8 protein-coding genes are annotated in these 13,397 nt (G+C 63.0%); all 8 read right to left on the bottom strand.

Features of this window, described 5'->3' with window-relative positions; all coding sequences use genetic code 11:
- Window positions 1-7 precede the first annotated feature (7 nt).
- The gene (locus tag EKO19_RS28775; protein WP_175597236.1) at window positions 8-3,064 is read right to left on the bottom strand and encodes a TonB-dependent receptor; all 3,057 of its coding nucleotides are present in this window, start codon (window positions 3,062-3,064) and stop codon (window positions 8-10) included.
- 144 nt (window positions 3,065-3,208) lie between these two features.
- Window positions 3,209-4,258: a FecR family protein gene (locus tag EKO19_RS28770; RefSeq protein WP_175597235.1), complete on the bottom strand. Its 1,050-nt coding sequence runs from the start codon at window positions 4,256-4,258 to the stop codon at window positions 3,209-3,211.
- 4 nt (window positions 4,259-4,262) lie between these two features.
- Window positions 4,263-4,799: an RNA polymerase sigma factor gene (locus EKO19_RS28765; protein WP_281281123.1), complete on the bottom strand. Its 537-nt coding sequence runs from the start codon at window positions 4,797-4,799 to the stop codon at window positions 4,263-4,265.
- Between the two features lie 330 nt (window positions 4,800-5,129).
- Window positions 5,130-7,367, bottom strand: coding sequence for a DUF5916 domain-containing protein (locus EKO19_RS28760; protein WP_129780829.1), 2,238 nt, complete (start codon window positions 7,365-7,367; stop codon window positions 5,130-5,132).
- A gap of 256 nt (window positions 7,368-7,623) precedes the next feature.
- Window positions 7,624-9,156: an N-acyl-D-amino-acid deacylase family protein gene (locus tag EKO19_RS28755; protein ID WP_129780828.1), complete on the bottom strand. Its 1,533-nt coding sequence runs from the start codon at window positions 9,154-9,156 to the stop codon at window positions 7,624-7,626.
- A gap of 75 nt (window positions 9,157-9,231) precedes the next feature.
- Window positions 9,232-10,608, bottom strand: coding sequence for a leucyl aminopeptidase family protein (locus tag EKO19_RS28750; protein WP_129780827.1), 1,377 nt, complete (start codon window positions 10,606-10,608; stop codon window positions 9,232-9,234).
- Complete coding sequence (locus EKO19_RS28745) at window positions 10,605-12,605, bottom strand: alpha/beta hydrolase family protein (RefSeq protein ID WP_129780826.1); 2,001 nt, start codon at window positions 12,603-12,605, stop codon at window positions 10,605-10,607. Before EKO19_RS28745 ends, EKO19_RS28750 begins: the two co-directional genes overlap by 4 nt.
- Window positions 12,606-12,699: 94 nt before the next feature.
- Window positions 12,700-13,395: a GntR family transcriptional regulator gene (locus EKO19_RS28740; RefSeq protein ID WP_175597234.1), complete on the bottom strand. Its 696-nt coding sequence runs from the start codon at window positions 13,393-13,395 to the stop codon at window positions 12,700-12,702.
- Window positions 13,396-13,397 lie beyond the last annotated feature (2 nt).

Here is a 13,397-nt window from a genome sequence, read left to right as displayed (position 1 = left end):
CCGCCGCTCAGAAATTCTTGGCGATGGACACCCAGTAACTGCGCAGGCGCGGATCGCCCAACGGGCTGTAGTAGTAGCCTTGCACGCCGTAGTAGGCGTCGAACGGCGGCACCTTGTTGAACACGTTCTTGATGCCGAACTGCACTTCCGTGCCGTTCAGCAGGCTGGAGCCGCGCCCGCCGTCGTAATCCTCGAAGCGATAGCTGGCGAACAGATCGTGATAGCTCTGACTCGGGATGCGGTCGCTGCCCTGCGCAAGGACGTAGGCCTGCGTGCCCAGGTCATACTGCTCGTACGAGCCGAAGTGACGCATCGCCCAGCCGGCACTGACGTTGTCGAGCGTCCAGCTGATGCTGGCGTTGGCCTTGAATTTCGCCGGCCCGCCGCGGCCGAGCTCGTTCACGATATCTTCCAGCGGCGCGCCCACGCCGTTCTGGATCCAGTAGTGACCTACCCGCGTCGCCATCGCGAAGAACGCGAACGTGCCCAGGTCGGTGCGCTTGCGATATTCCAAGGTGAGATCGAAGCCGTCGGTCTTGCCCTCGTTGGCGTTGATCAGTGTGGCATCCACGTCGGTGATCGCACCCACGGTCTCACCCGGCGCCGGAGCGGCGCGCGTGACGCGGCCCGGAAACTGGCTTTCCAGATTCACGACCTGCTGCGCGGTCGGCGTGATGACCACGTTATCCTGTTCGAGCCGGTACCATTCCAGCGTCAGCCGTGCGCCTTCCAGAAAGTCGGGCTCGAACACCAGGCCGACGTTCCAATTCTTCGATTCCTGCGGCTTGATGCTCGGATTGCCGCCGTACTGCGGATGAATGTTGGTCAACGCATTGCCCCGCAGGGGATCGAGCACCGTCGCCGCGGCGTTCGGATTGTCGATCGGCGCGGCGAGCTGCGTGTAACCCGGCGGCAGGAATGCCGTGCCATAGCTCGCACGTAACATCAGGCTCTCGACCGGCTTGTAACGCACGCCAATCGTTGGATTGGTCGAGCTGTAGTCGATCTCCGTCTTGGTGAGCGGCACATTGGTCGCGAGCTGCGCCGGGGTGCCGCGCAGGTAATATTGTGTCGGGCCGGTGGTCACCGAGTAGCGCTCCATGCGCGCGGCGATCTGCACGTCGAGCAGACGCACGCCGGGAATCGCGTTCAGCGGCGAATAGAACGGCACTTTCAACTCGGCGTAGATGCTATCGGTGTTCTGCTCTTGATCGAGAATGACCCGGTCGGAATCGTCCTCCGGAAAGCCGGCGTAGCGAAACCACTGCGTGCCGCGCTCGAAACCTTCCTTACGATGTTCCAATCCGATCGCCAACAGCGGTTGACCGGCGGGCATGTGCCACAGCGGACCTGCGGCACGCAGGCCGACATCGTTCAACTCGGCCGGTGCGTTGTACTCGTAACGTCCGAGATACGGCGCCAGATTCAAAGGATAGAGTTGCGTGTTGACGAAAGGATTGATCGCACCGGTGGCCAGTGCCGTATTCAAACGCGCGGTGTTGGCGTTGGTCGATCCGAACGTCACCTCGGTGTAGTTCCAGGTGTAGTCGGTCTGCAGGCGCCAGTCATGCGGCAGATCCATCGTTGCACCGACGGTGGCGCGACGGTTGTCGATCTCGGCGTAGTACGGCGCCGAGTACGGGTCCGGCATCGTGATGGTCAGATTCTGCTGGAACGGATTGACCGGCGAGCTGGCCGGCACCGGCAACGTGAACAGCGAGTTGAAGCCCGACTCGGCGCTGTTGCGGCCCATGGAGAATTCCACGAATGCCTCGATGTGCTCGGTCATCTTGCGGCGGATCGACGCCTGGAACGACTTCACCGTGGGCGCGCTGCCCATGTAGAAACGGCTGCCGGTGTAGTAGTTCGAGGTATCGGGCAGATTGAGATTGTAGGAGCCGGCATTGGCCAGCAGCCCCGCGTTGAGCGATGCCAACGGCGAATCCGGCGCGATGTTGGCCGGCACATTCGTATACGACGAACCCAGCGGCGTACCGTCGCGAAAGATGAGCGGCGAGCCGTTCGCCGACGCGATGTTGGTGGTCGCGCCGGCGTTGAACGGCGAAGCGTTCGAGTACAACAACGCCGGATAGTTGCGCAGCACGGTCTCGATGCCCTTGCGTGCGATCTGCGGCCGATCACCGCGCAGCATCGGATCTGCATCGGAGTAGCTGCCGGTCAGCAGCACATTGGTCCGCCCTTCCTCGAAGTTGAAGCCATAGGCGAGGTCGATCTTGCGAATCGCCGCATCGGTCTCGAAGGTGTTCTCGTAGGTCGCCTTGATCTGCGCGCCGTCGTAGTTGTGCTTGAGAATGATATTGACCACGCCGCCGACGGCCGAGCCGCCATAGATCGCCGCGGACGACGATGGCAATACCTCGATGCGATCGACGGCGGCCAATGGAATCGAATTCACATCGGGCTGATTGGCGGTGCCGGTGAAGTTCGACACCGAGGTGCGCCGGCCATTGATCAAGATCAAGGTCTGGTTGGAACCGAGGCCGCGCAGATTGATGGAACTGATGTTGCCCTGACCGTAGGTCGCGTACTGACTGTTGGCCAGCGGCATGGCGTTCATGGTCAGTTTCTGCTTGAGATAATCCTCGACGTTGGCGGCGCCGGACTGCTCGATGGCGGCGTTGTTGAGGATGTAATAGGGTTGCGCGTCGTTCGCGGTGCGCACGATGTCGACGTTGCGATCCATGAACGGCTTCTTCGCCGTCACCATGATCTCTTCGACATCGTCGCCGCTGTCACGCGAAGTCGTGGTTTTTTTGGTGGCGGCCGGGCGAATCATCAACGCCCCCGCAGGCGAACGTTCCGCGATCAAACCGGTGCCCGAGAGCAACCGCTCGATCGCGGCTTCAGTCGTATATTCGCCTTTGAGCGCCCCGGCGTCGCGGCCCGCGACCACCTCTTCAGTAAAAATGATTTCCAGACCGGAGACTTGGCCGAAGGTCTTCAAGGCCTGCGACAGCGGTTGACTGGCGATGTCGAAATGAAAACTGCGCTCTTGCGCAACCGCCGCGGTCGCCAGCAAGGCAATCACTGCCTTCACGGCCACGGACGTGGCTCTTTTCGGTGGGCAAATCATTCTGTCGCTCTCCCCAAACATCCGTCGCCGTGACATACGACGACCCCTCACTTAAATAGAGACGCGACTTTTCGAACGATCCTCCAATCCGTGCGCAAAAAGTTCCAGCGCACGCTAGCGATGACGCAACAGGATATCGCCGCTGCGCAGATTCTCGGCTCGCACCGGCAGATAAGCCGTCACCGTGGCAACGAAACTTTCTACATCGCCGGTGTTGAACACGCCGCTCATGCGCAGCTCGGCCGCGCGCGGATCGGCGATGCGCAACGCACGGGCGGAGTAGCGGTTCATGCGCTCGATGACCGAAGCCAACGGCTCGTTCTCGAAAACCAGCCGGCCGCTTTGCCACGCCGTCGTTTGTTCGACATTGGCAGTGGTCACGGTGGGTGCGGTACCGGCGGCAAGGACCAGTTGTTCACCGGCGGCAAGCTCGATGGTTTGATCGCGTCGAACCGGACGCGGCCTTTCGCTGAGCGCCACTGTTTCTTTGCGGACGGACTCATCCGCGTCGGTGAAAATGACCACATGCCCCTCGATCAGGGTGATCAGGGCCTCCGAGCCGATGAGATCGACGTTGAATGCGGTGCCGGTCGCCACCACCTTGCGGCCGGCCGCGTAGACGGCAAAGGGACGCTGGACGTCCTTGGCTACATCGAATCGTGCCTGGCCGCTCAGCAGACTCAAGTCACGCGCCTCCTGCGAGTAGCTGACGCGGACTTCGGTCTGTGAATCGAGTGCGATCTTCGAGCCGTCCGTCAGCGTCACGACACGACGTTCGCCGACCTGCGTGCGATAGATATCGGGCCGCCCCGCGTGCCAGGTCAGAAATCCGGCGATCATCACGACCGCCATGGCCGCGGCGGCGAGCAACCTCATGCGCCCCCCCGAGGATCGCAGCCAGCGATGCCGTCCGGCATCGCGCGCACGTCCCAACGCGGCACGCCGCAATTCGATCAGTTCAGGCGAGTGAGCCTGTTCGCCAAACAGTTCCCACGGCCCCTGCACCTGAGACCACGCCCGGCGATTGTCCTCGTGAGTTGCCAGCCACGCCTCGAACGCGGAGCTGCTGTCGATACTCTCTTCAGTCAGCCGGGTTCGCCACGCCGCCGCCTCGGCCAGTCGCAGCAAGCGCGCCGCCTCCTCTGCACTCTCGGTACGCATCATGTCCTTATCTCCTGCCATACCTGATCGCCAGATGCAGCGTCGCCTTCATGACGTGCTTCTCCACCGTGCTCTGGCCGATGCCGTACAGCGCGGCGATGTCCTTCTGCTTCATGTTTTCCAGCCGGAACAGGATGAAGATATCGCGCGTCCTGGTTCCCAGCTCCTCCAGTGCCCGCAGCGCATCCGCCAATGACTCGCGACTGGAGATGACCCGTTCCGGGGACATTTCCTCCGCCAGCCGCCACTCGCCCTCGCCCTCCTCGATATCCTCGATGGGCACGAAGCCGGGGTTGCCGTCCCGCTCGACCCGGCGGCGACGGTCGCGCAGCAGATTGATCGCAACCTTGAAAACAAAACTCTCCGCGCGCTCGATGCGCTCGGTCCGCTCCGAACCGATGGCTCGGACTACCCGCAGCAGCACCTCCTGCGTCAGATCCTTGGCTTCCTCGTGGTCATGACAACGCCGCAGGAAAAACGTCATCAGCGGCCGCTGAAAGCGACTACTGAGCTGCAAACGTAAGTCAGTAATCAAAGGTTGCACGGATGCACGACCATCCCCCGGTAGTAGCGCGACCTTAACACGGTCGAGCCGGCCGAACGCCGCGCCCGAAACTATTTCGCCGCCCGTGGAGGATTGTCGAAAATTCGACGTCTTACCTTATTAATGCGGGGATGCCGCCAGTCTGCAGGTGCCGCTCGAACCAGCTCACGATACGGGCGGCTCGAACAGCGCGTCTGGAGTGTGATATGCGGCGGCAGGCTGGAGCGCATCACGAGGCGGCCGAGTAGCACTGCCACCGAGGCGGGAAAACTGGCCCCATGAGGAACGCGCAGCTGGTGCGCACCATGGCGCCACATGCTTGCGGTGGCTTTACGGCTCGAACCGATAGCTCAACTTGATCAGCAGTTGCTCCTCGTCGCGAAGCGAGAAGCTATCGCGCAACGAGCGGCCCAGGTTCTGCGCCAGCGGATCTTCGTTGTAACCGCCTCGGCCGTATACGACGTAGAGGTAGGACAGCGGTGCGAGCTCGTAGCGGTAGCGGAGTTGCACGCCCAGATTGGCCACGCTGAAATCGTCGACCGGGTCGTTGCTCTTGATGGCATTGCCGCGTGAGTCGATGCGATAGGCCTGACGCAGCTTCGCGTTGATGCCGATCGCCTGCAGTTTCAGGCGCAGCTCCTGTTTCGGGGTCGCGATCCAGTTGATGCCGGTATCGAAGTGGGTCTCCCGGCTGGCGAAGCTGCCCACCAGGTTGCCGCCCTCCCAGATGATCCAGTCCGGGTTGTAATCGACGTAGCCGCCGACGTAGACGTTGAAGGCGTCGCTCACATGATAGGTGGGCACGATCGAGAAGCTGTAACCGAGCACCTTGTTGCCGGCCAGCTTGCCGCTGAACAATTCGGCCTCGGTCGTGTACGACCAGTTGCCCCGGCGCGGGCGCTCGATCGTGAAATAGGAGCCGAAGCTCGGTGGACGATTCATCGCGCCGTTGCCGCGAGTCACCAGGTCGTCGACACCGGCGCTGTTGATCACGATCTGGCCATATTCCCAACTGCCATTGCGCCAGCGGCTCTCGCGAGTCAGCCGCAGCTGATGATTCAGCAGCTGCCCATGATCGTCGTAGGTCTCGATGAAGCGGCCCCGCCAGTCTTTCGATGCGTAGCGCGATGTCTCGGGCAGTTCGGTGAAGCGACGGCTCAGTTGCACGTGCGCGTAGTTGTAGTTGTTGCGTGACAGATAACCGGCATCGTTCAACTGCAACTCATCACCGAAATGCATGCCGACGAACTGCGCGCGCCAACGTTGATTCCACTCGTAGTCAGTGATGAGCGTCGCGCCAGTGTCGCGAACACTCTCGCCCGCCTGCTGGATGTCGCTGCCCACGAGTCGCGTGCGCACGTTCCAGCGCGCCGTCGGACGCCAGTCGTGATCGATGCCGACGACGCTGGCTTCGCGATCGTAGAACGGTCGCTCGACGTTGGTCGCCATGATGCCCAGGTTCTGGGTTTCAAAGTCGCGAACCAGGCGCAGCGCGCTGAAAGTACGACCGGCTTCTCCAGCTTCATCCGCCGCGAACACGCCGTACTTCATCGAACCGACACTGCCGTTGAGCTTCAGAGCCGCGGCGATATCGCCCGAGCCATCGCCATCATCGGCCGGCCCGCCGACGCGGCGTGTATAGAGCAGCTGACTGTCGTCGGACGGCGTGGTGAATTCGAAGATGCCCTGGTTCTCGGTGAAGAACGGGCGCTTGTCGCGGATGAAGATTTCCGTCGCATTGAAATTGACGATCAGATCGTCGCTCTCCACCTGACCGAAGTCGGGATTGACCGTCGCCGTCAGCTGGGTCTGACCGCTGGGCTTCCAGAACAGGTCCAGGCCGCCATCGAGCCGGTTGTCGCGATCGACGTTGTCCCGCAACGCCGAGACGAACGGAGTGATCGCCAGCAACTGCTGGCCATAGTTGGTCAGCTCGATCGGCGCGAACTCGGAAAGGAAGCGCGGTCGCTGGATGCTCGCGTACGGCCACGCCGAGCGCTCGCCGGTGTAGCCGATGACCCGATCCAGATAGACCTTGACGACGCGCTGGTCACTGGTCGACTTGCGCATCGGCGCGATATGCCAGGGCAGCAGCACCTCGACACTCCAGCCGTCCCGGTCGCGCTGGACCGCGTGACGCCACTTGCCATCCCAGTCGGCATTCAGATCGTGTTCGTTACTGAGAATTGCGTCATAGACACCGTCGGTGGCGCTGACCGTGAAGACATAACCGGTGCGTCCGTCGCCGTCGAAGTCGACCATGACGGTGACCCGATCGACCTGATCTTCGAAGTCGCGCTGCACGCGCTGCTGGGATAACGGCACCGAGTCCGGATGGCGATTGCGAAAGGCCACCGCCAGACCCTGAGGCGTGGCTAAGACAAACCCTTCCGTCGCCAGCGACGCGGGGTCGCCGTTCAACGGCTCCACTTTACGGAAGTCGGTGATGTGCTGGGCGCCCTGCCACTCCTCGGGATCGATCCGGCCGTCGACCTCGATCGCAAGCGCCGGCATCGCGATCAGACCGCACAGGACCAGGAGAACAACAGTGGGAAATGAATGCCGCATCCGATGTGTCAGTGACCTGTCGTCCGCTCGCCGCCCGCGACCACGGTGTAATTGCACGCGCCGCGGCCTTGCGTGGTAATGAGGCCGTTGATGAATCCATCACGGACACACTCGCAGCAAACCAGCTTGTTATTTGTGTTGCGCGAAAGCTTAGCAACGGCTCGAGCCGCGCGACGCGGCTGAGTTCACAGGTCCGAGAACTGGACCGGTCAAACGGGGGCCGAGTGGCGGGCCACCATCGCCGTCCGGCGCCGACTCACTCTCGCGCCGCGCGTCGCAACGCTCTGCCCGGATACTTGCCGGTCGGCCGACCGGCGCTCCACGTCACCTCGCCATTGACCCACACCTGGCTGACTCCCGTCGCCAGGCGGTTCGGCGTCGCCACCGTGGCCCGATCCTGAATCGTCGCGGGATCGAACAACACCAGATCCGCCACCAGGCCCGGTCGCAGATAACCGCGATCCTTGAAGCCCATGTGATCGGCCGCCATGCCGCTCATCTTGTTCACGGCGCTCGCCAGCGTCAGGACGCGGTCTTCCCGCACGTACTTGCCAAGAACGCGCGCATACGATCCTGCGCCGCGCGGATGTGAGCCATTGGTCTCACCGTCCGAACAGATGTTTGCATGTGACCAGCGCATGAGGGTCGCGATGTCAGCGCCGCTCATGCTGGTGCCGATGATGGTCTCCTTCGCCCCCTTCGCCTTCGCGTCGCGAATCAGCTGCAGATAGAGCTCGGCGGGATCGGCCTTGCGCTCGGCGGCGACCTGCGCGAGCGTCTTGCCGACGATGGAGCGGTCCGCATCGTACGTCGTGAAGCGAATGCCGTCGGGCTTGATCGTGTTGGCGAGCACCCACCGCGCGGCCGTCACATCGTTGAAGTCGCGCTCGGGCAGCGCCACCGTCATCGTCGACTGCCAGTACTCATAAGGATAGATATCTAGCGTGGCATCGATGCCTTCGGCACGGGCCGCATCGAGCATGGCCAGCAGCTTCGGTGCCTGCCCCCACAGCGACACCATCGACAGCTTCGCATGCGACAGTTGCACGGGAATGCGCGCCTCGCGCCCGACTCGTAACAACTCGTCGATCGATTTCCACAACGTCACGTTCTCGTTGCGGATGTGACTGATGTAGCGCCCGCCATAGGGCGCGGTCGCTTTGCCCAGCTCGACCACTTCGGCAATGTCGGCGTAGATGCCCGGATCATAGCCGAGGCCGGAGGACAGACCGAGAGAGCCGTCGCGCATGTCGGCCGCGAGCAGCTCGGCCATCTTCGTTATTTCCTGCGGCGTGGAGACGCGCCGATAGTTCTTGCCGATCACGGTGGAGCGCAGCGTGTTGTGGCCCGTATAGGACGCCACGTTGACCGCCACCGGCGCCTGCTCCAGAGTCCGCCACAACTTGCCGATCGGCAGTTCCGAGCTGCCGTCCTGCCCGACGACGATGGTGGTAACGCCCTGGCTCAGCAATTCGTCGCCGCTGCGCTTCTTGAACAAGCCGCGTTCGTGATGACTGTGAGTATCGATGAAGCCCGGCGCCAGCACTTGGCCATTGCCATCGTGAACCTGTTCGCCGGGCCGGGCCTGCAACGCCCGCCCGACCTCGACGATGCGCCCATCCGCGATGCGCAGCGCGCCCGGATAGGATGGAGCGCCGCTGCCATCCAGGATCACGACATTACGAATCAGAGTGGCGACAGGCTCGGCGGCCGCCAGGGAAGCATTGCTGGACAGCGCGCAAGTCAGCAGCGCCGCCGCTCGCAGCAAGGAACGTGTTACGACGATCATGTCTCGATGATACAAGCGAGACTCTGTCGAACAGCATTGAGCCGGGGCCGGAGTCTGTTTGCCGCAGGCCAGTGATCACGACGGCGGCGTGGCGGGATACCGCAAACGAAGCACCTCCAGCATCGCCCGCAGGCCCTGCGCAACCGCCCCGGGCGCACGGCCCGGCTTGTGCTCGCCGGACCAGGCGAAAATATCGAAATGGATCCAGCGCGCGACCTGGCCGATGAAGCGTTCGAGGAACAGCGCGGCGAAGATGGGCTCGCCGCCGGCCAGGTCGGCGCGATGATTCGCCAGGTCCGCAATCCCCGGCACCAGCCAGCGTCGATAGCCGGGATGCAACGGCACTCTCCAGACCGGATCCGCGGTGAGCGCCGCAGCCGCTTCGATCTGTCCGGCCAGTTCATCGTCGGAACTGAAGAAGGGGGCGATATCCGGCCCGATCACCGAACGCATCACGCTGGTCAGCGTCGCGAAGTCGACCAGCAGATCGGGCTGCTCTTCGGCGGCCGCTGCCAGTGCATCCGCCAGCACCAGACGCCCTTCCGCATCGGGATGGGCAATCTCCACCGTCGTGCCATTGCGCGCCCTGATCACGTCGCCAACATGAATGGCACGTTCGCCGATGGAGTTATCCACCATCGGCAACAACACACGCAAGCGCAGTCGTAGTCGCAGCGACATGACCATGTGCGCCAATGCCAGCACGTGGGCAGCACCGCCCATATCTTTTTTCATGTGCCGCATGCGATCGAGCGGCTTCAACGCCAGTCCGCCCGTGTCGAAGCACACGCCCTTGCCTACCAGCGTCACCAGCGGATCGGTTTCATCGCCCCAGCTCATATCGATCACACGCGGGGCACGTTCCGACGCGCGACCCACTGCATGCACGAGCGGAAATCCCGCTTGCAGCTCCTGTGGGTCGCTGACAACTCGGATCGTTGCCGCATGGGCCGCGGCCATTTCACGCGCGGCGACTTCAAACTCCGCCGGGCCACAATCGGCAGCCGGCGTATTGATCAGGTCCTGCGCAAGCTGGCAGCCACTGTAAGTAACAGCGGCGAGCTGCGCCTGCTGCGCATCCGAAGACTCGATCCGCAGCTGCGGCGCCGGCCGTGCCGTCGTTGACGAACGATATCGATCGAAACGATACGTCCCCAGCGCCCACGCGAATCGTATCAGCCGCTCATCGGCGCCACCCGGCAACGCATCGAGCAGGTAAGTGCCCGAAGGCAAAGTCGCTGACAGCTGCGCAAGGTCCAGCGGATCGAATCGCTCGGCTGTTCCCAGCCCCGCAATCACTGTAGCGATGCCGCCCCGATCATCCGGCACACGCAGTACCTGGCCGCGATCGCCGGTGAATCCATTCACCTTCATACAGACGCGCGAGGTCTCATCGAGCAACGGCGCCCCCTGGACTTGCTCGCCCTTGAACATCAGCCGCAGTGGAATCATGGCGCCGGGCTCCCCGGAAAGCGACGGAACCACGTGTCCATATGGTCGATCGATTCCAGATAATGACTCGGATGACACTGCAGCCCGTGATTTTCATCCGGGAAGCGAACCAGCGCTGTGGCAATCCCTCGCAGCTTCAGCGCGGTGAAATACATCTCCGCTTGCGCGATGGGTGTTCTTCGATCCCGTTCACCGCATAACAGGATCGTCGGCGTTGAGACATTGCCGACCAGCGATAGCGGCGAGCGACGCCAGTAATGCTCGAGCATGCCGGCTTCCCAGGGCGGCGCCGGCAACCAGTAGTACGGATAGTAGTCCGGCCGATCCACGGTCAAGGCCATGCTGGTCCAGTCGGTAATGGGATAAAGCATGGCGGCCGCTGCGAAGCGCTGAGTACGGCCGATCAGCCAGCTCGTCAGCACGCCTCCTCCGGACTCACCGCAGACATACAACCGGCCCGTGTCGACGTGTCCGCGACCAATCACAGCATCGACCGCTTCAACCAGATCGAAGTAATCATCGCCAGGAAAGGCGTGATGAATGAGCTGAGTGAATTCCTCACCGTAGCCCAGCGAACCGCGCGGATTGACCATCAACACCAGATAGCCCCGCGCCGCCAGCAGTTGCGCAGTGGTGGTGAAATGCGGCCCCCACGACAGATACGGCCCGCCATGAATCCACAGCACCAGCGGATATTTCAAGCGCGGGTTGAAGTCCGGCGGGCACACCAGCCACGACTGGATGCGCCGCTGCCCGGCGCTGCTGGTGAACCAGAGCTCCTCGACGCGTCCGATCTCACGTCGGCGCAGCAGTGCTTCGTTGTTGTGAGTGATGCGACGGGTTTCGCCGGTCGCCATCGTTGCAACCGCAACTTCATCCGGCCCCTCCTTGCTCGCCACAGAGAACGCCACCACGCCATCTCGCGAGACTGACACGGCCTTGTCCCACATCACGTAGCCGCTGCCAGTCGAGCCGCCGACATCGCGGCTCACGGTCCGCCATGCCCCATCGAGCCCCACCCGCGCCATGCATCCGGCACCGTGATGCGGATAGAGGACGAGCAATCCACTACTGTCCGGCAGCCACTGAAAATCCGAATGAACTTCCATGTCCTGCACGTGGGCCAGCGCGCGCAGCTCGCCGCCGTCACGATTCAGCACGTAGACCACGTTGGTATGAAACGCACGGCGCCGGTTCCTGAATCCCACGAAGGCGATCCAGCGGCCATCCGGCGAGACGGCAGCGTTGCTCGCCACGCCATTGAAGCGGGTCAAGCGACGCACCTCACCGGTCGCAATCCGATATTCGTAAACGTCGCACGCTATCGCCGTGTGCGGATCGTGCGCTCCGGCGGCGGCCTCGGTGCGATTCAGAGACATCACGATGCTGGCGCCGTCTGGTGCCCAGGAGATCGCACCGTAGCGGGTCACCTTGACGGTGGATGCGAGCGGTCCGCCGTGATCGAATGTGCCGTGCGTGAGTTGGGTCAGGTGGCCCGACGACACATCGGCCAGAAACACCTGATACGTGCCCGACGGCAAATCGTTTGCTACGCCTTCGACGCCCCGGATCAGACGTTCGCTGTAGACCCCCGGCGCGGCCCAATGCTCATTGCGCAGCGTGGCCCACTCAGGGGGCGCCGGCGTCTCGACAATCTCCGGCACCCGCTTGACGCAAGCGATCTGCGATCCATCCGGCGACCAGGCAATGCCGCTGCAGGATTCGCGCGCGTGCGTGAGTTGAGAAACCTGCTCGTCATGCGCGTCCCAAAGAAATATCTGCTGTGCCGAGCCGTCATGGCGAAGAAAGGCAAGCCGCGTCCCATCGGACGACCAGCGGGGTGCAGTTCCCTCGCCCAGACAAATCTGCCGCCGCGAGCTCACGGTCACGACCCAGACCGTGCATTCATAGACATCGCGCGATGCATCGGCTCGATACTGCACGTAAGCCACGCGTTGTCCGTCCGCCGAGATCTGCGGACCGACGGCGTGGATCATCTCGAAAAAATCGGCGGGTTGAAGACGGGAGCCGTGCTCCTGCCTGACTTCGGGTATCGCGTTCACAGCAGTGCTTCCGGTAGGTCGGCGTCGATCATCGAGCGGATTTGCGGCGCTTCGGCGCCTTCACGGGTTCCCGCAGCCGCTGCATCAGTCGTTCCTTGGTATCGCTGATGTGGCTGCTCATGAGCTTTTCGGCCCGCTCGGCGGCCCCCGAGCGCAGCGCCTGCAAGACCCGTTGATGTTCCAGCAGTCCGAGCCGCTGCTGATCCGGCCGACTTGCGACCTCCCGCAGCCCCATCTGCATCTGGACCGCGAGCCCCTCGAGAATGCCCTGCAGCCGCGGATTGCCCGAATAGCTCGCAATCGTGGCGTGGAACTGCGCATTCGTATCGAAATAGCCATCGGCGTCGTCGCGACGTACGCACTCGCTCTGCCGCTCCAGGATGTCGCTCAGCTGCTTCAGCCCTTGTTTGTCGATGCGCGTAGCGCACAGACGGGCGCACAGGGCCTCCAGCGCTTCACGGATTTCGTGAATTTGCAGCAGATCGTCAGGCGCGACACTGGCGACCACCACGCCGCGGCGTGGCCGCTCCACCGCCAGGCCATCCGCCACCATTTGCAACAAGGCTTCCCGCACCGGACTGCGCGACACCTGCAGCCGCCGCGACAGCTCAGGAACGCTCAGCGGCGAGCCGGCGGGCAAGCTGCCGTCGAGAATTGCCGCGCGCAACGTGGCGCGTACCGAATCCACGATGCGTCCAACCGGTTGCAGGCCTGGCAGATCCATCA

This window comes from Peristeroidobacter soli (assembly GCF_004138485.1).
Classification (GTDB): domain Bacteria; phylum Pseudomonadota; class Gammaproteobacteria; order Steroidobacterales; family Steroidobacteraceae; genus Steroidobacter; species Steroidobacter soli.
The sequence above is the reverse complement of the archived record's forward strand: the minus strand, read 5'-3'. Positions and strand labels throughout refer to the sequence as shown.